Here is a 20,931-nt window from a genome sequence, read left to right as displayed (position 1 = left end):
TTATTTTACAATTGTTACACTTCCTGATATTGGTGCCGAATCCTTGTCGAGACGGATAATGTAGTAGTAAGCTGACATTGGCAGCGGACTTCCATTCTTCCTGCCGTCCCATGGTTCACTGTATCCCTTCGATTCGAATATCTTCTCGCCCCAGCGTGTGTAGATCTCCACAATGCAGTTCGGATAGTTCTCGATGTTTTTGATCAGGAACTTGTCGTTGAAACCATCATTGTTTGGCGTGATCACGTTGGTGATTTCAAGCTTAGGCAGCACGATGATCGTTACCCCTTTCTTAACTGTACAGCCTTCTTTCGTGGTGATCGTTACATAGTAAGTAGTTGTCTTGGTTGGAGTGGCAACCGGGTTGGCAATATAAGCATCCGAGAGGTCTTCTGCCGGCGACCAGCTATAAGTAACTCCTCCGGTTGCGTTTAGCTGCACTGTTTTCCCTTCCACAATAGTGATCTCATCGGTGATCGTTACCTGCGGCCCTACTGCACTTACTTTGGCTTCCTGGCGAGTAGAACTCATGCATTTATTGCTGTTTACCGTTTGCACCCAATAAGAGGTAGTGGTATTAATAACCGGAGTTTTGAAGGTGCTGCCTATAAAGATCAGGTTACCACCCTGCGGCGCATCATACCACTCTACCGTTAGGCCAGCCATGGCCGTTGCGGTAAGTACTACGCTGGTGCCCGGACAGGTAGCGACAGATGTTACAGTAGGTGCTTCAGGGAGCGGTACAACTTCTACTTTTACAGCATTACTCATACTTTCAGCGCAAGGCCCATCAGCTTTCACTCTTCTTCTGAACCAGGTCGTTACTCTAAATTGGTCTGCAGAAGTATAGCCCTGACCCGTAGCGCCTGGTATGTCGGTAAAGTTTGCGCCATCGGTGCTCTGCTGCCACTGGTACGTATAAGCTCCACTGCCACCTGCAGGTATTGATCCCGTGAAGGCTGCTGGCGTAGCTCCACTACAAACCTTCTGAGAAGAACTGATGGTGTTGCTGCTGATCGGCTGATCAACCAGTACCTGTACTGCTCTGCGTGTACTGCTGCTGCATCCATTTCCGTTCACGGCTTCTACATAGTAAGTAGTGCTTGCTGAGAGAACTGGCGTTGTAAAGGAAATGCCACTGGCCAACGAATTACCGCCTGCCACAACGTTATACCAGTGGTAGGTAACGTTATCTGCAGTGGAAGATGGGTTCTGAACCCTTAAAGTCGCTGAGCTACCCGCACAAACCGTTTCACTCTCCGCTACCGGTGTAACAGGAAGTGGTACAACAGTGATCTTCACGGCATTACTTACACTTTCAGCACAAGGGCCGGCAGCTTTCACTATTCTCCTGAACCAGGTATCTGAGGTTAAGGCATTCGGAGTATAATCCTGACCGTGGGCACCAACGATGCTGGCGAAGTTTAAGCCATCAGAGCTACGTTCCCACTGGTACTCCAGTGCGGTTGTTCCGCCACCTGCCGGCAGTGAGCCATTCAGGGTTCTTGGCGTGCCGTTGCTACAGATAGTCTGGTTATCGCTGATGCTGTTATTGGTAATAGGTGTCATGATACTTACCGTAACACTCTCGCTTGTGCTGGCACAACCTGATGCACTGGCTGCATACGCTATAACAGTATAGGTGACCTGAGAGGAAAGCGGCACTGTAGTATAAGTAGTACCTGTATGTAACAGCGTGCCATTGGCATGGTACCATTTATAAACCACAAATGCATCCGGTGCAATAACGGCCAATGTGGCGCTGCTACCAGAACATACAGTAACATCGTTCACTGCTGGCTGAGAAGGTCGTCCTGTTACCAGAACATCCGCTTGCTCTCTGGCAGGGCTCGCGCAGCCGGCTGTGTTTACAGCTTCCACAAAGTATGATCTGCTGGAGTAAAGCGGTGTTGGTGATGTAAAGGATGTTCCTGAACCAATAGGATTAGTGCCGGCAGCATCGTTGTACCACCTGTATTCCAGTGCAGGATCAGGATTCTTAACAAACAATGTTGCTTTGTCTCCTGAGCAGATGGCGCCATCCGCTACAGCAGGAGTGGCAGGCAAAGATGCTACACTGACCACAACAGCTTTACGTGTTGGGCTGGTACAGCCTGCTGATGTCATCGACTCTACATAATAAGAAGTGCTTGTTTTTATACCGCTGATGGAATAGGTGTTACCCGTTGCCAAAAGCTTTCCGGAGGTGTCAAACCATCTGTAAGTAAGTGTGGCATCTGGCTGTTTTACTGAAAGCACTACCGTTTGCCCCGAGCAAATTGCCTGGTTGTCAGCCAATGGCTCATCCGGAAGCGCATCAACCGTTACCTTTACAGACTTTCTTAGGCTTACACAACCGGCTGAAGTGACAGCCTCTACATAGTATGTTTTATCAGATGTAAGCGCACCGGTTTCATAAGCAGGACTGGCTGCTAAGGCAACGCCACCCGTGGCTGCAGTGTACCATCTGTAGGTCATGGCCGGGTCAGGCTGCTTAACTGATAGCGTAGTAGCACTACCGGCACATATCTCTTTGTCATCGGCTTCAGGGGCAACAGGTAACTGTAGCACACTTACGTTTACAGCTTTTCGCTGGCTTGTGCAGGCAAGGCTGGTATTAGTATAAGCTTCTACAAAGTATAAGGTGTTGCTGCTTAATGCCGGAGTAGTGAAAGATGAACCGCTGGCTACCAGGCTACCCTTAGAATCGAACCACCTGTAGTTAAGTTTTACATCCAGGTTAGTAACAGTAAGCGTTGTGCCTTCGCCGGAGCATATCACCCGGTCATCAGCCTGTGGCATGGCCGGAAGCGGTGTCACAAAAATTGTTACTGCCCTGCGCAGGCTCACGCAGTTATTCGGATTAACAGCTTCTACATAGTATGTTTTCTCCGCTGTGAGGCCTTCTACCGTGAACGTTTCGCCGGCGGCTAGAATGTTGCCGCCAGTTTCCACATCGTACCAGCGGTACGTATAACCTGTTTCAGAAACTGATACGCTTACCGTTGCTGTTGCACCTGCGCAGATGGTGGTGTTATCTGCTGTAGGCGTGGCCGGTATCGGAACTGTAGTGATCTTAACGCTATTACTGGTGTGTGGCGGGCAAATACTGTTTACTACCACCGCTTTTCTCCTGAACCAGGTAGTAACGTTTAACACTCCCGGGGTATAGTCTCTGCCCGTTGCGTTAGAAATAGTTGTAAAGTTGATGCCATCCTCACTGCGCTCCCACTGGAATGAGATATCGGTGCTGTTATTTACAGGCTGCGTACCCGTTAGTTTCGCAGGAGAATCCCCTACACAGATGCTTTGATCTGCAGTGATAGAGTTATTCGTAATAGGTTGCGTTACATACACCGTAACAGTCGCCCTTACCGGATTTGCACAGCCTGTGTTGGTTGCAGCTTCCACATAGTAGATAGCGTCGTTGGTTAGCGGGGCAGTGGTGTAAGTGGTGTTGGTTGCGAGCAGTATGCCGTTGTCGTCGTACCACTTGTAAACCGCTGAAGGCGCGGCATTCTTAACCAGTAGCGTAGCTGTAGCGCCTGAACATACCATGGCATCTTCCACAAGCGGAACAACAGGCAGTGGCGTAACATTTACATTGACAGCTTCGCGTGGGCTTATGCAGCTTGGCGATGTTTTAGTGGCTGCTTCTACATAGTAAGTGTTGCTGGCGTACTGTGCTTCTGTGGTATAAGTAATTCCTGTTGCCAGTGGCGCTCCGTTTTTATCATACCAGTTATAAACATAAGCTGCATCCGGAGAAGAAACCGTGAGGGTAGCACGCTCACCATAACAGATGGTGTGGTCTGGTGCAGCTGGCTGCTCTGGCTGTGGCGTAACACTTACACTAACTGCTTTGCGTGATGCGCTGGCACAGCCGTTTGTTGACGTAGCCTCCAGGTAGTATGTTCTGTTGGTGGTAAGTGAGCCTGTTGTAAAAGAGGTTCCGGTAGCAACCGGGGTGCCTCCAGTAGCAACAGTGTACCAACTGTAGCTCAGGTCCGGCTCTATCACTTTCACAGACAGCGTGGCTGGTGTCCCGGCGCAAACCGTTACATTATCGGCAACCGGTGTTGCCGGCAGCGGTGTTACACCAACCGTTACAGCTTTGCGGTTACTCACGCAGGATGGCGTAGTGCCTGTAGCGGCCTCTATATAATAGGTTGTGTTTGCTGTAAGTGTCGCTGTAGTATAAGAAATGCCGGTTCCCAGGAGCGTGCCACTGGTATTGTACCAGCGGTAGATCAGGTTAGTGGCCGGGTTCTTAACACGAAGCGTAGTGGTGTTTCCGGAACAGATACTCGCATTATCTGCATCAGGGGTAGCAGGAATAGGAGTAACCGTTACAGTTGCCGCATCCCGCGAGGCACTGGCACAACCTTGAGCCGTAACAGCCTCTACGTAGTAAGTAGTGGTAGTTGGGGTATTGATAATGTACGTTGTTCCGGTTGCAAGCAGGGCGCCGCCGGTTGCTGTGTTATACCATCTGTAAGTTAGTGTTGGATCTACATCCTTGATGGAAAGTTCTGCAGGCGAGCCTGCACAAACAGCCACATTGTCAGCAAAAGGAGTTTCCGGAGATGAGGTCACATTCACCAGCGCTTCTGAACGTGGACTTACACAACCTGATCCTGAAAAAGCCTCCACATAATACGTACTGGCCGATGTCAGGGTGTTTGTGGTGTAGCTGGAACCGGTTGCGACCGGAGAGCCTCCGCTTGGCGCTGTGTACCATTTGTAAGTCAGTTCAGCATCAGCTGATTGTACAGCTAATACTGCCGATGAGCCGGAGCAGATTGTAACGGATGGTACAACAGGCGCCAGTGGTTTCGGGTTAACTGTTACAACTACTGTTTTGCGTGTGCTGGTGCATACAGGGTTGGTTACAGTTGAAGCTTCTACATAGTAAGTAGTGCTTGTGGTTAGGTAATCGGTCGTATAAGTTGTCCCGGTTGCCAACAGGGTTCCGTTTATACTAAACCATTTGTAAGTAAGTGTTGGGTCAGGCATTGATACTGACATGGTTGCCCTCTCACCTTCACACACTATTTTATCAGCTACAGTTGGCACGCCCGGCTGTGGCCTTACAGAGGCAGTTACAGCTCTTCTGGCACTAACACAGCCAGAAGTGGTGGTGGCATCAACATAGTAGGTAGTGCTTGTTACTAAAGAGCCTGTAGTATAAGAACTTCCTGAAGCCAGGGCTGTACCGCCTGTGACGGTTGTGTACCATTTGTAAGTAAGGGATGCATCAGGAGAGGTAACAGCCAGTGTAGCCGTTTCACCAGAGCAAATTATAACATTGGCAGCAGATGGTGTAGCCGGAAGCGGAGAGATCGTAATTTTAACTACATTACTAACGTGTTCCGGGCAGCTGCTTGTGCCTTGTACCTTTCTTCTGAACCAGGTTGTCAGGGTAAGAGCGCCTGGTGTATAATCCTTGCTTGTGGCACCTGTTATCCTGGTAAAGTTCGCTCCGTCTTCGCTGTATTCCCATTGGTAAGTATAACCTCCGCCGCCACCATTAGGCAAAGTGCCGTTTAGCTTAGCAGGTGTTCCGCCGCCGCAAATCGTTTGGTTTGCACTGATGGTGTTGTTGGCAATTGTAGGGGTAACTGTTATTATCACTGCTTTGCGGGAAGTGCTGGCGCAAGCCATCTCGGAGCCTGAAGCGTTGGTGACTGCCTCTACATAATAAGTGGTGCTGTAAGTAAGGATATCAGTAGTAAACGAAACTCCAGTGCCTAACAAGTTGCTTCCGTCGTACCAGCGGTAGACCAGGCTTGGGTCAGGATTGTTAACAAATACTGTTGCTTTATCGCCGGCGCAAATTGTTGTTCCGCTTGCTTCCGGTGTGGCTGGTAAAGGTGTAACACTTACATAAACAGCATCTCTGGTAGGGCTGGTGCAACCTGTCGCCGTTTCGGCCTCTACGTAATAAGTGATACTGTTAGATAGTGCACTGGTAGTATAGCTTGATCCTGTTGCGAGAAGATTCCCTCCGGTAGCGGCATTGTACCACTTGTAGTTTATGTTCTCATCAGGGTTAAGAACTGTTAAAGTAACCGCATTGCCCGCACATGTTGCTGCATTGTCTGCCTGCGGAGTGGCAGGAATCGGGCTTACTGTTACTGTTACAGTCTGACGTGTCGGGTTAACACAACCTGCAGAAGATGTTGCTTCTACATAATAGGTTCTGCTTGAGGTAAGTACATCGGTTGTGTATGTTGTGCCTGTGGAGATTGAACTACCGCCAGTAGCAACAGTAAACCACTTATAAGTAACATTTGCCTCCGGCGAATTTACTTTAAGAACGGCACTTGTGTTGGCGCATATCGAAGCATTGTTAACAGACGGAGTGGAAGGAAGTGGATTGACAGTGATCTTTACCACATTACTCTGTTGCTCCGGACAAGGGCCTGATCCTTTTACACGTCTGCGGAACCAGGTGGTAACCGTTAATGTGCCAGGTGCATAGTCTTTTGCAGTTGCGTTAGCGATAGCTGCAAAAGAAATTCCATCTTCGCTTTTTTCCCACTGGTAGGTAAAGCCACCTCCGTTTCCGGCAGGGATCGTTCCTGTTATCTTGTTGATCAAACCTCCACTGCAGATCTCCTGATCTCCTGAGATAATGTTGTTTGTGATTGGAGGTGCAATTGTAACTTCGAGAGTAGTTAATCCGCTTCCGCAACCTGGTGCAGCTTTGGTAACTGCCTCTACATAATAGGTGGCGTTGGTAGCAAGTGGAGGTGTCGTATAACTGCTGCCGCTTGCAAGTAAGGTCATCGACTGATCATACCATCTGTAGAATAACCTGTCATCAGGGGTGGTAACTTTTAAAATGGCACTGCTTCCTGAGCAAACTGTTACCGTTTCAGCGCTTGGTTTTGCAGGAAGGGCTGTAACGGTTACATTCACAGGACGGCGGGTAGTTATGCATCCGTCTGTTGTGGTGGCCTCTACATAGTATGTTTTGTCGGATGTAAGAGGTACAGTAGTATAAGAAGTGCCGGTTGCCAGCAAAGGGCTGCCTGCCGGAACATCGTACCAACGATAAGTAAAACCGGGTTCCGGATTCGTGATTGTGATAGTGGCAGGCGACCCGGTGCAAACTGTCGGGTCTATAATGTCGATAGATACCGGTAAGGGAGTTACGGTTATCTTTACTGCATTGCTTATTATTTCCGGGCAGGGCCCTGATGTTTTTACTTTTCTTCGGTACCAGGTGGTGGTGCTCAGGGCAGGGGGAGTATGATCCAAAGCGTTTGCTCCGGCAATATCAGTAAAGAAGGTGCCGTCAGTGCTAAGCTGCCATTGGTAAACATAACCACCTCCTAAAAGTCCGTTACCACCTCCGCTAGGTATTGAGCCTACAAGTTTGGAAGGTGTTCCGCCACTACAAATCGCCTGGTTTGCTGAAATGGAGTTATTCGTAATAGGAGTAGTAACAAAAACCTTTACTTCAACGCGTACAGGGTTAAAGCAGTTTGTTGCTGAAGTTGTAGATGCTTCAACAAAATATGATCTATCAGCTGTAAGAGCCGGCGTTCTGTAACTGATGCCTGAACCGACGCTTGCCGTGCTGGTTGCCGTTGCATACCAGCGGTAAACAACACTCGGATCAGGGTTGCTAACTGTTAAAGTTGCTTGTTCTCCATAACAGATCGACGCATCAACAGCAGCAGGAGTGGCAGGAGGAGAAACAACAGTGATTTTTACTACATTCGATTCCACTGAGCATCCATCACGGTAAGCTACTCTTTTAAACCAGGTGGTAGCATATAATGCAGGGCTTTGGTAGTCTTTGCTTCTGCCTGTAGCAATAGGAGTGAAACCTGTATTTGCGCTGCCTGTACTATTGTACCATTGGTAAGTAATAGAACCTGCAGAAGGGGCTGCACCTGTCAGCATAGCAGGTATCACGCCACTACAGATTTCCTGGTCGTTACCTATATTTTGTGCACCACCAACAATTGAAGATGAAATTGCTTTTGCTTCTGTACGGGTAGCACTTACACATCCTGATTGCGTAACGGCTTCAACATAAAGCGTTATATCCTGATTTAAAGGGGCAGTAGTGTATGAAGTACCCCATACGAGCGGAGTTCCGCCAGACGGAACACTGTACCACTTGTAGATCAGTTCAGGGCGGCTATCCTGAACCCACAATGTTGCCCTGCTGCCAGAACAAGCGTATACATCCTCCACCAGAGGAGGGTCTGGCAGTGCCTCAATCGTAATAACCTGAATAGCAGGAACTGAAGTTTCGCCGCAGGTGCTGGTGGCAGTTACGGATACAGTATAATCACCTGCTGTAGGAAAGTTTATTGTGGGGTTTGGCTCCATAGCGGTAACTACCCCATTCACTTCCCATGTGTAGGATTTAATATTTCCTCCTCCGTTTAAGGTATAAGTGGGCTTATGGTCGACGCTTGTTGTGCTAAAAGCAACTGTTGTTGCTCCGCAGTATTTCACGTTTTCTTTGCCTGTAGGAAAAGAAACCTTTGGTGCATTGCATTGTGCTTTTGCCTGGGGTATCTGAAACCCAACAATAAATGCAAAAAAGACGAAAAGGGGTAAAAGTATCTTCATAAAGGGTGTTGTTTTCAATTATCCGGACATCCTTAAGATGCCATTGGTAGAAAATGATGCTCTTGTAATCTAAAGTATGGTTAAGCTAAATTGTATTTATATAGTACTGGGTTTGATGTTGTAACTTGATGGTAATAAAATTCAGTTTTTAGTTATGTATAACCTTAAATGTTATTGTCGTAACAGGTGATAAACTTTGAATATTAAAGAATTGCTATGTTTAAATTCTTTACGACATTGAATTTTAGCTTATTCGGTGGGTTTTGAAAGGAATATTTATCTATAAAAGTAACTTAATATATATGGATAAAACATTGTACTAAATAATGCTTCATAGGCAATGCAGATATAATGGTGAAAGTGCGGCGAGTGTCTGGAAAAGATAATTTTAACGAGGTGGGAAAATGTTGGGATAATGATGTATAGAATTAAAACAATAAGGCCTAAGCTGTTTCAGCTTAGGCCTTATTGTTTTGAAAAAATTGCACGAGTTTTACTCTTCTTCTGCTCGGGCTGAGCTGCCGTTAATGATCTGGCCAAAGAAGATGCTGTTCAGGAATAATTTGTTGGTGCCATACCAGAAGGCTCGAAAGTTAGGATTGTCGGGCATGGCTATCACCTTGCCAGCTCCAACCGCTGAAACATCTACAGCGGCAGAACTTTTTAACTTCTGTAGGTTAGGTTTTGAGATGTATCCAGCCATTAACGGATTTGAAGTATACATTACCGGATTGGCGTACGGACTCTTAGAGCGTTCCATAAACAATGTGTTACTACGGAAGATCGGCATTTGAGCATCAGTATAACCATAGGCCAGCGGGTGAGTCAGGTCTAGTGTGGTCTCGAAAATAGCGCCTCCTATAACCTGTGCTCCAGTTGTATTATTCATTTCTGCATATGGTTTACGGGCAAGGGTATCTTTTTCTTCAGTTTTGAAAGTAATGTTGCCAATGCCATTGTCTGCCAGCCATTTGGCAGCTTCTCCCATACCTACTACCGTACCACCCTGTAATACCCAGCTACGTAGTTTTTCTTTAGAGATACTGTTGTAGTTGCCATCCGCCAGGATGATCACGTTGTATTTGTTCAGGCCGATCCTGTTAAAGTCGTTCGTTTTTACCAACGTTGGTTTCATGTCAAAGCGATTGTCAAGCAGGTGCCATACTTCGCCGGCATCATTGCTGTTAACGCCATCCCCCATCAGGAGGATGATCTTCGGTTGCTCCAGGCTAAGCATCATCGGGCTGCCCAACTTGATACCTTGTGTCATTAAACCAGTGTTCATGGCATAAACAGGAATACCGTTCTTAATAGCTACTTCCTGTAATACCTTGTGCAGCTCCTCAGAACTTATTGGCTGGCCTGCTACCGGAATAAGTATAGTGCCATAATCAAACTGCTTGCCCTGTACGGTAGTAAATTTGTCGGTTGCTACGCGTGTTACAATGCCTCGTTCCATTAGGGTGTTCAGTGCGCGGGGAGCATAATAGCCATGCCATTCAAACACATAGGCATAGTCACTTTTGCCACCTACCACTTCACCTGTAGGAAAAGTAAGCTGCTCCACTTTCTGCCCTAACTGACTGCCTTTGAAGTTTTTTGAAGACAAAGCAGCATAGTCCAGGTCAAAGGCGAGGGGGAAGGTCCAGGCAGAGATATCATAGAAAAGGCTGTCCTGAAAGGTGGTGCGTTTTTCAAACATGGCCTCAATCAGTCGGTACTGCGGTTGGTCTGTTGGAATGATATAAGCATTGTCAGGAGTATAAGTAGTATTGTTAATCTTAAAAGAGGCCTTCGGACGATAAATGTCTATCTGGTGCTGTTTAATAATTTCCGCGAGGTGGTAAGCTTTGGCTTTATCTAATTCGGAACCGAACACATAAGCTTTAACCGGAGCATTTTTAGATTCATTTAATGCATTTTTGTAAAAATCGCGCTGGTGTGTGAGCAACTCTTCCCGCATTGCCTGCGATGCCTGCAACGTAGACAGCGTGGTGGTAAACTGATTGCGGATGGTAAAAGGGAAAGAAAGTACGCCATTTATACTTTCCTGTGAATGGCCCCTGGAACTGGCCTGCTCAAACAGAATACCCACAGATCCATTCACGTCCGGGTAGGTAGAGCCTTTGCCATAGTAGAAGTCGTCGTAGCTTTCTTCTGTGTAGTAAAAAGAGCCAATCTTGTCCAGCGCCTTAGCATGGTATCCGCCCATTTTCTGGGTCAGCTTAAAGTTGTTCTCAGGCGTTAGCGGGTTATTACGGCTCGGGATGCCCGGTTGAAAGAAGAATGTAGCATTGGTGCCCATTTCATGGTGATCTGTGAGAACGTTTGGCTTCCACTCGTGGAACTTCGCCAGGCGTCCTTTGGACTCCGGGTGCTGTAGTGGTAGCCAGTCACGGTTCAGGTCGAACCAGTAATGGTTGGTGCGGCCTCGTGGCCATACTTCATCAAATTCAGCGCTGTTGCTGTCTGTTACTAAATTCTTGCTGCGATGAGTATTTACCCAGCTGGCAAAACGATTCAACCCATCAGGGTTTATAGAAGGATCCAGAAGTATAACTGTTTCCTGGAGTAGCTTCTCAATTTCCGGCCCCTGTGCTGCTGCCAGGTGATACACGGCCAGCAAAGCTGCATTGCTTCCACTAGGTTCGTTTCCATGCACACTATACCCCATCCACACCACAGCAGGCATATCTTTTATGTTCACACTGCCAGACTCCGAAGGATTGGTTAGCTTCTTATGAGTTGCCTTGATAGCCTCAATATTCTTCTGATTTTCAGGAGAAGTGATAGTAAGCAAGTATAGCGGACGATTTTCATGGGTGCGGCCATATTCCGTGATCGTCATCCGGTCAGAGGCTTCGGCCATGATGCGCATGTACATGGCAAGTTGGTCGTGGCTCACGTGCCATTCCCCGATGTTGTAACCTAAAAGCTCATTAGGAGTGGGAATGCTTTTATTATACTGTACTTCTTTTGGTAAATAATAAGATAGATCTGTTTGCTGCGCAGTTGCAGCCTGGGCCAATCCCATAGCTGCTGCGATAACGAACATATATAATTTATTCATTTTGCTTTTTAAAAAGGGTTATAAAAGTTGAGCGTTACTGAGCATTCTTTAAAAATAGTAATTAAAATTTATTTAAAGCTATATCTCGGTTATTACCCTGATTTAATGTGCTGTGCGGCCAGTGTCATTTTACAGTGGTTGTTAAACCAGTGTCGCTGACTCTAATACAGCGCTGTGGGTTAAGTTTTCAAAAAGGAGGTATTGTCTTTTCATATATTCTATTTAGAAAGAACAGAAAAAAACACTACCGATTAAAGTGCAATTTGAATTAGTTAATTGAGGCTATAAGGTGCAGCTATTGGTCTTTTCCCCGTCTTCTTCGGTTTCTTGCATTTAAGAATGTACAAACTACCTAAATACTTACATGTAACTATGTAACAAAATATAGTTTTTGCTGTAAATATCTACTACTAGTTCAATGAAATATTAAAAATAAACAATATATATAGGATGTAATATATTTACTCGGCCTTGCATAGTGTATTTGTATATTATTATGTAACCCGCTGCATTAGAAAGATTTAAACCATAAAAATATTGTCGTCTTAAGATTGGATAATTTATATCCAATGCATGTATAGTGTGATTTTAGGCAGCTATTGGCTGTATAAAATTTCATTTTTAATACTGAATGTTCATTAGTGCCGTAAAATATAATAAAATTAATATATTTTATTTATTTTATATAAAACCTGACCCCAATCTGATTAGCCCAAGCCTTTAACCCCTGATTATGAAGAGAAAATTTACACAATTCATTGATGATGCTGGTGATACCAGGCACTATTTTGTAGGAATTATCTTATTGTTCCTGCTCTTACTGATAGCGCATGTGGCGGGGGCGCAGACTATAACTTCTGTTAGTCCTACTTGTACATCAGTTGGAGAAGGTGTAACACTTACTATAAATGGTTCAAACTTTAGTACCGGTATTCAAGATAAAGGAAGCAATAAAGGTCAGGGTAATGTAAAGGTAACTATACTGGATAATACTGGAGTTCCGAAATACAATTCGATTTTAGAAGCTTATTCTGCCAGTGAGATAAACAATATTGTGTTAGCGGCTTCTGCATTTAATACAGCAGGAACTTATACTATTCAAGTTGCTAATAGAGATAACACAGGTAGTGGTTTTTTTGCTCCTGTTTCATTTTCATTTGAAGTTTATCCAAAATTAATTATTGGAACACCAAATGGACCTACCTCAGTTTGCGCTAGTTCAACAAACAACTATAGTATTGATGTACCAGGTGCAAAGACCTATGAGTGGTCTATAATTTCGGGTAATGCAACAATTGCATCTGGTGGAAGTGCTGCAACCGCTACAGTTAACTTTGGTAGTACTGCTGGTTCTGTAAGAATAGGTGTAAGAGCATTCAATCAATGTGACTATCCAACAGGAGTAAAATTTATAGATGTTGTTGTTGCATTACCAACACTCCAAATTACCAACCCAGTAGCGGTTTGCTCTCCGGGCACTGTAGACTTGACAGCGAATGCAATCACAGCGGGAAGCACTTCGGGGCTTACCTTCAGCTACTGGGCTAATGCAGGGGCCACTACCCCGCTTTCAGCTCCTTCAGCCGTCACTTCTAGCGGTACTTATTATATTAAAGGGACTAACTCAACTACTGGTTGTTATGTAATAAAGCCAGTAACAGTAACGATAAATCCGCTTCCATCACTTGTAATCACAGATCCTACGGCAGTTTGCTCTCCAGGTACTATAAATTTGACAGCAAATACAATCACGGTGGGCAGCACTTCAGGCCTTATTTTTACTTATTGGCGTGACATATCAGCCACAGATGCGCTTCCAAGTCCATCTTCGGTGTCAACTAGTGGAACTTACTACATCAAAGGTACAAACCCATCTACTGGATGTTCTGTAGTTAAGCCAGTAACAGTAACAGTAAATCCTACCCCAGAACTGAGCAGCACTGTGACAGCTACTGTCTGCAGTGGCACGAGCTTCAACTATACAGCTACAAGCACGACAGCGGGCGTGAGCTTCTCCTGGAGCAGGTCGGCAGTAACCGGCATCAGCCCCGCTACCGCAAGCGGAAACTCTGCCACTATCAATGAAACCTTAACAAACTCTACAGTCAACCCGGTGGTAGTGAGCTACAGCGTCACGATGAGTGCCAACGGCTGCAGCAACACGCAGGATGTAGAGGTGACGGTTAATCCGCTGCCAGTGCTGAGTAGTGACTTAACACCTGCTGCAATCTGCAGTGGCGCGACCTTTGTTTATACAGCTACAAGTGAGACCTCTGGAGTTACTTTTAGTTGGAGCAGGACGGCAGTAGCAGGTATAAGTGGTTCTACAGCTGGAACTGGGAATTCCGCTACTATAAATGAAACACTTATAAATACGACCGATAATCCGATTGATGTCACTTATGTAATTACAGCTTCAGCAAACAACTGTGATGGCCCTCCTCAGAATGTAACGGTCAGAGTTAACCCGATCCCGGCACTAAGCAGCGCTACTTCTGCCACTATCTGCAGCGGCAGCGCTTTCAACTACACAGCCACGAGCGCGACTGCTGGAGCCACTTTCAGCTGGAGCAGATCAGCGGTTACAGGTGTGAGTAACACTGCCAATAACGGCAACTCTGCAAGCATCAGTGAAACAATAGTGAATATTACTTCCAATCCGGTGGTGGTGACTTACAACGTGACAATGACCTCCAATGGCTGCAGCAATAGCGAGACAGTAGTGGTGACAGTTAATCCGAGTCCGACACTAAGCAGCCCTTTGACAGCCACTATCTGCAGCGGCACGACCTTTGATTATACAGCTACAAGTACGACAGTGGGCGTGAGCTTCAGCTGGAGCAGGGCCAGCGTGACGGGCATCAGTCCCACTACGGCAAGCGGAAGTACCGCAGCTATCAGTGAAACCTTAACAAACTCCACAGTTAACCCGGTGGTAGTGACATATAGTATTACTATGACTGCCGACGGTTGCAGCAACACGCAGGATGTAAAAGTGACGGTGAATCCAAGTCCGGTGTTAACCAGCACGCTTTCACCTGGGGCAGTGTGTAATGGAAGTGCCTTCTCCTACAAGCCTTCCAGTGCGACAGCAGGTGTGACCTTCTCTTGGACACGGCACGGGGACGCTTTTGGCAACTTGCCAGCAAATGGATCTGGAGATATTAGTGAAACACTGAATAACACTTCGGACAAACCTATAACTGTAATATACTTGTTTACCACAACCACCGCAAACGGGTGCTCAGGTACTGTGCAAAGCGTTTCGGTAACGGTGAATCCCAGTCCTAAACTTACTGGCACTTTAGCTACAACAGTGTGTAGTGGTCAGCTATTCTCTTATTTTCCTTGGAGTCAGACGCCAGGAGCTATTTTTTCCTGGAAACGTGCTGTGGTGGCAGGTATCAGTAACTCTGCAGCCAATGGTAATGGCAATATAAATGAGACACTAATAAATACTACAACCAGTCCGGTCAATGTAACCTATGAAATTACCACATCAGCTAATGGTTGTACTGGTCCTACAGAGAATTATATTGTAACAGTTAACCCACAACCATCTGCTGTAATAACTCCTACAGGCCCAACAAGCTTTTGCCAGGATGGGGGCAACTCTGTTACACTTAACGCACCGGCTGGAAATGGACTGACTTATGAGTGGTTCTTGAACGGAGGGGCATCGGCTGTGAGTACTGCTCAAAATTTAACAGTGACTAATCCTGGTACTTATAACTATGTTCTTCGGGTAAAAAATGCACTGGGCTGTACAACTACTTCGGCTCCAATGCAGGTAAAAGTTGTACAGTTAGATGCAAATGTTGCAAACATAACTTACTCTGGCTCAACTGAACTTTGTGAAGGTGAAACACTACTCTTACAGGCAGTAGAAAACTCGAACTATCTTTATCAGTGGAATGACGACAACGGACCGATTAGTGGAGCAAACACTGCTAAGTTTTATGCTACAGCTTCTGGGAATTACAGTGTTACCATTGAGGCTAAAGTTGATGGTGAAACTTGTATAAGGACATCAGACCCAATAGAAGTAACTGTTACGCCGGAACTTTTTAATACGCTTTCCTCTGGGGATCTGGAAATTTGTTCTGGAGAAGTGCCGACCGAAATTACGGGTAACGCAGCCACTGGTGGGGAAGGTACCGGTTCATATACCTACTTGTGGGAGAGCAGTACATCGTCTTCCTCTTCTGGTTTTACAGCAGCAACAGGCACAAACAATGGTGTTAGTTATGAACCTGTAGCACTTACAAAAACAACGTGGTTTAGAAGGTTAGTAACCTCCGGAAACTGTGAAGTTTACTCAGATCCGATAAAGATCACAGTAACGCCTGTAATTACTAATAATACATTAACTATAACCGATAAAACAATATGTACTGGTCAAACAGCACCTACTTTAACTGCCAGGTTACCAAGTGGTGGTAACGGTACTTACACTTATCAATGGGAGCAAAGTACAGATAGTGGTGATACCTTCACAGCAATTAATGGGGCCACGGCGCAGGATTATGCTCCCGGTATTCTAACAGCTACCACTATTTTCAGAAGGATAGCATTTTCGGGAGCATGTGAAACTCCTAGTGGTAATGTGAAAATTATAGTGACAAAACCTATCACCAACTACGATGTAACAGCCAATCAGACAATCTGTTCAGGTGGTGCTCCGGCAACACTAACAGGAACACCAACTGGCGGTAGTGGTTCATATACTTATCAATGGGAGCGTAGTACAGATGGAGTAACTTTTGCTGCAATAGGTGCTACAAGTCAGGAGTATACACCTGGTAATCTAACTGTTGATACCTGGTACAGAAGGAAGATTAGTTCAGGTAACTGCTCAGAGTATAGCAATACTGTTAAGATAACAGTAACTCCTCCCATCGGAAATACAATATCAACAGCAACTGTTAGAACCTGCTCTGGTGATGCAGTGCCGGAGTTAATTGCTAACCCAGCAACTGGTGGCGACGGTGCTTATACTTATACCTGGGAAAGCAGTACTGATGGAACTTCTTTTACAGCAATAGGTGGAGCTACAGCGCAAACTTATGTGCCAGGTAATTTGACACAAACCACCTTGTTCAGAAGAAAAGTTGAGTCCGGTGCCTGTACAAGTTATTCAGCTGTAGTGAAAGTTGAAGTAACACCTGTTATAGAAAACAATGAGATTTTAACTAGCGACTTCTCTGTTTGCTACGATACTTATCCTGGTCAGTTGACAGGATCTGTTGCCACAGGTGGCAATGGAAATATTACATACCATTGGGAATACAGTACAACATCTGCGACAGAGGGGTTTAGCCTAACAGGTTATGATTGGCTACAAAACCATAGCCCTGGCTCATTAAAGCAAACTACGTGGTACAGGAGGAGAGCAACTTCTGGGAGTTGTGAGACTGTATCTAACGTGGTGAAAATAACTGTAACACCTGCAGTGGCAAATCACACCATCTCTGGTACATCGGTTTACTGCTTAGGTGCTACGGCAACAGCTCTGACAGGTACTTTTGAAGGCGGAAGCACTACAGTCGCCCCAACATACCGATGGCAACAAAGCACTTCTTCCTCTGGCCCCTGGGCAGATATTGCAGGAGCTACAGGCGCTGAATATATACCATCCACAGCAACGGTTGGTAAGGTATATTACCGGCGTTTAGTAAACTCAGACGGATGTACTGACAAAGCTAGTCAGCCTTTTGCTGTTACAGTAAATCCTATTCCTGCAGTTAATGCAGTATCAAGTTTTGAGTATTGTAGTGGAATAGCTGTGGCAGGTATTAGTTTCGGTAGTAGTGTCAGCGGAACTGCCTACACCTGGACATCTACAGTGGATGTTGGCTTCGGTACTGGCGGAATGGGTAACATTGCAGGCTATACTACTAAAAATTCCGGAACTACTGCTTTAACTACAACAGTAACTGTGACTCCTTCTGCGAATGGATGTACCGGAACTCCAATGTCATTCACAATAAAAATAAATCCTAAACCAACTGTGACGGTAAGCAGTGCATCAGTTTGTCCTGGGGGGACTGCTACAATTACAGCAACACCATCTGGGGGGACATCTCCTTACTCTAACTACAGCTGGACAGTGCCAGCAGGAGCTACGAATCCAGGAAATGTGTCAAGCTTTACAGCTAGTGTGGCTGGTAATTATAGTGTTGTAATTACAGATAGTAAAACCTGTAGCAGTGCGAATGGCTCTGGCACATTATCTGTTAAAACAGTACCTGCTGTTTCTATCTCAGGAGTATCGGATGGGCAAGTAGTTTATTCTGGTCAAAGCAGTATTACATTAACTGGATCACCTACAGGTGGAACGTGGTCTTGGCCTGGAAGGAAAACGAATTCAGGTAACACATTTAATCCTTGTGATGCTTTTGCTACAGCACCTGCTGGGGCAACAGAATTAAATGTGATTATATCTTACACAATTACCAGTAATGGATGTCAAAACACCGCAACTAAGACTATAAAAATTAAAAAGTCTAAATATAATGTTGTAGTGTTTTCAAACATTAAGCCATTTTGCCAAGGCGATAATGTAACACACAGGGTTAGTGTTTATAGAGATGCAACGGTTATATATCCATATTTGGTTGATGCAAATGGTGATCCCGTTAGAGCAGATGGTTCTCCAGTTGGACAAAATGAATTACCTGTCTGGAATCCGAATTATCCATATCCTGCCGGAACATCGGAGATAGCAAAAAGAATGTCATTTAGATACTTTCAGCCTATTGTAACCGGCGGGGAGCTTATTCCAGCAAATCAGTTTACCTATGAATGGACTAAAAATCAAGATAATAGTATTGGTAACAAGCAAGTAGATTTTTCGAATGCTGGTTTATCATCACTTGAATATTATGCGTCATATGTTTCCGGTTCACTTTGTGGAGTAACATTTAATAAAAAATTGTCATATAGAGCCTACGGAGCGGTACTTGATAGTTACAATATCGCAGTCTCCGTCTCAAAAAATCCATTATGCCCAGGTGATCCGACAACATTTACAGCTAACTTAGATGCAGGATTTATGTGGGACATTGCGAACCTGACAATGATTTGGAAGTTGAGAAGAGGAAGTAATGTATATACTATAAAGACTGTCCAGGGTACCAATACTCTAGGCCTTACTAGCGCTGAAATTGAAGCAGCTTTAGCACAACAGGGAGTGTCTCCAGCTAAGTTGATAGATAATGATCAAATATTTATAGATTTTACATCTGATGTGGCAACTACGGGTGCAAGTGGAAAATGCAATGGCAATGCAACAACCACTCCAATCGTTATGCGGGTGAATGATATTATCCCTACAACTCCAACTCTCCAGAACCCTGTGGTGTGTATAGGCAGCACGGTTACGTTTACTGCACCTGTTAGCCCAACTGGTACTGCGCAAGTTACTTATACCTGGACAGTGGGCTCAGGTGCTAATGCAAGAACCTATACAACAAATACTAATCAACTAATAATAACTGCTGACGGTAGCTTCACACCCGATGTTACTTATCCGGTAAGTGTAGTCGTGTCAAACGGATGTGTAACCACACAATCTTTAGCACTAGGGTCAATTACTGTAAATACTCCTCCATCTATATCTGTTCAACCAGTACCTGTGAGAATATGTGAAGGCACAAGAACAGTTTTTAGTATTACAGCCGCTGGGTCTGGAATTACTTATCAGTGGCTTAAGAATGGGCAACCAATTTCTGGAGCTACTTCAAGTACTTATGTTATTGAGTCTCCTGTTAAGGTTGATGAGGGTACTTACAGTGTTCAAATAATAGGTACAACTGCTTGTGGTAATTTAACATCGCAGGGGGCAACCCTCACAATTGACCAACCTGCCACCATAACAACAAATCTGCCTTCTGCCGGGCAAACTGTTTGTTTGGGCGGTACTGCTACATATACCGTTAATGCAACGGGTACTGATCTGCAGTTCTCCTGGTTTAAAGCTGGTGGGGTGCCTGTTACTAACGGTGGTAGGTTTACAATACAGTCAACTGCGACAAGTAGCACGTTAACAATTACAAATGTGGAGGCCGGTGATGCCGGTAACTATTATGTAGTGGTAAGTAACTCAACTGCTACGGCTTGTAACTTGCCATTAAATTCTTTTGAAGTGCCACTGGTTGTCAATCCGCTTCCTGTAGCTAAAACTATACTTGGTGGGCCTTACTGCCCGATAGATGAACCAAATGGTGCTACGATCTCCGTTGAGAATTCTGAATCAGGTATTACATATAGCTTAATGCAGGGCGGAACAGTTTTAGCAACTTTAGCTGGTGATGGTACTACAAAAGCTTTCCCGGGTACTTATAAAGAAGGAACTTACACCGTGTCGGCTACAAATACTTCTACAACCTGCGGAAACAGCAGTGTAGGTCAAACCACTGTTACTGTTACCGATGTGCCAGTGGTAAACGGTGAGCTGCAAATTACATGGATCAACAACAAGACGCAGTGGGAAATAGTAGCACTTTCAGATTATGCAGACAAATCTGACCTGGTATATTCATGGTACATCGGAGCAGGCGCAACAGAGCCTACTTTAGTTACATCAACCAATACCATTGTGATCGACAATACAGATCCTGAATTATATGTGAAATGCCTGATAACATCTTCACTTGGCAGATGTGTGCCAGATCTTGAGTTGAATAACGAAGAAGTGGTTCCTCTGCCGGTAGAAATCATTTACCTCACTGCTGAAAAGCAGGGCAGCGATGTGGTACTGAAGTGGGCTACAGCGATGGAAAAAGATAATACTGGTTTTGAAGTACAGGTATCGAATGATGGGGATAACTTCCGGAAAATTACATTTGTGCCAACCAGGAATGGCAACTCCAGTATGAAGCAGCTGTACGAATATAAAGACATTGAGAACGGAAAACATGGTACACGCTATTATAGGCTGAAACAACTGGATGCAAGTGGCACATTTGAATACTTTGGTCCGAAGGTGGTGGAGTTTGGAAGTGTTAGTGACAACATCAAGGTATATCCAAACCCGTTCCTGAATGAGGTGAATTTGAGTATTGAAGCTGAACAGGACGGTGAAGTAGAAATTGTATTCAGCAATGCAGTTGGCAGGCAGATAATTAAGACGACTGTTCAGGTTGAGAAAGGCTTGAATACAGAGCAAATTTTACTGGATATGACATTGCCACGAGGAGTATACTTCATAACTACAAGAATGGGAAGTGTAACAAATCACTTTAAGTTATTAAAACAATAAA

The 20,931-nt window shown here is 45.2% G+C and carries 3 protein-coding genes; 1 reads left to right on the top strand and 2 read right to left on the bottom strand.

Annotated features, from left to right (window positions below):
• Positions 1-8,598 carry a gliding motility-associated C-terminal domain-containing protein gene (locus ACSX1A_RS12415; protein ID WP_439879962.1) on the bottom strand — a complete coding sequence of 2,866 codons (8,598 nt, stop codon included), beginning with the start codon at positions 8,596-8,598 and terminating at the stop codon, positions 1-3.
• Between the two features lie 493 nt (positions 8,599-9,091).
• Complete coding sequence (locus tag ACSX1A_RS12410) at positions 9,092-11,668, bottom strand: M14 family metallopeptidase (RefSeq protein ID WP_439879961.1); 2,577 nt, start codon at positions 11,666-11,668, stop codon at positions 9,092-9,094.
• A 733-nt stretch (positions 11,669-12,401) separates the two neighbouring features.
• Here ACSX1A_RS12410 and ACSX1A_RS12405 point away from each other — a divergent pair.
• Positions 12,402-20,930, top strand: coding sequence for a PKD-like domain-containing protein (locus ACSX1A_RS12405; RefSeq protein WP_439879960.1), 8,529 nt, complete (start codon positions 12,402-12,404; stop codon positions 20,928-20,930).
• Position 20,931 lies beyond the last annotated feature (1 nt).

The organism is Pontibacter sp. MBLB2868 (genome assembly GCF_051904785.1).
Classification (GTDB): Bacteria; Bacteroidota; Bacteroidia; order Cytophagales; family Hymenobacteraceae; genus Pontibacter.
This window is presented reverse-complemented; position numbering and strand designations above follow the sequence as displayed.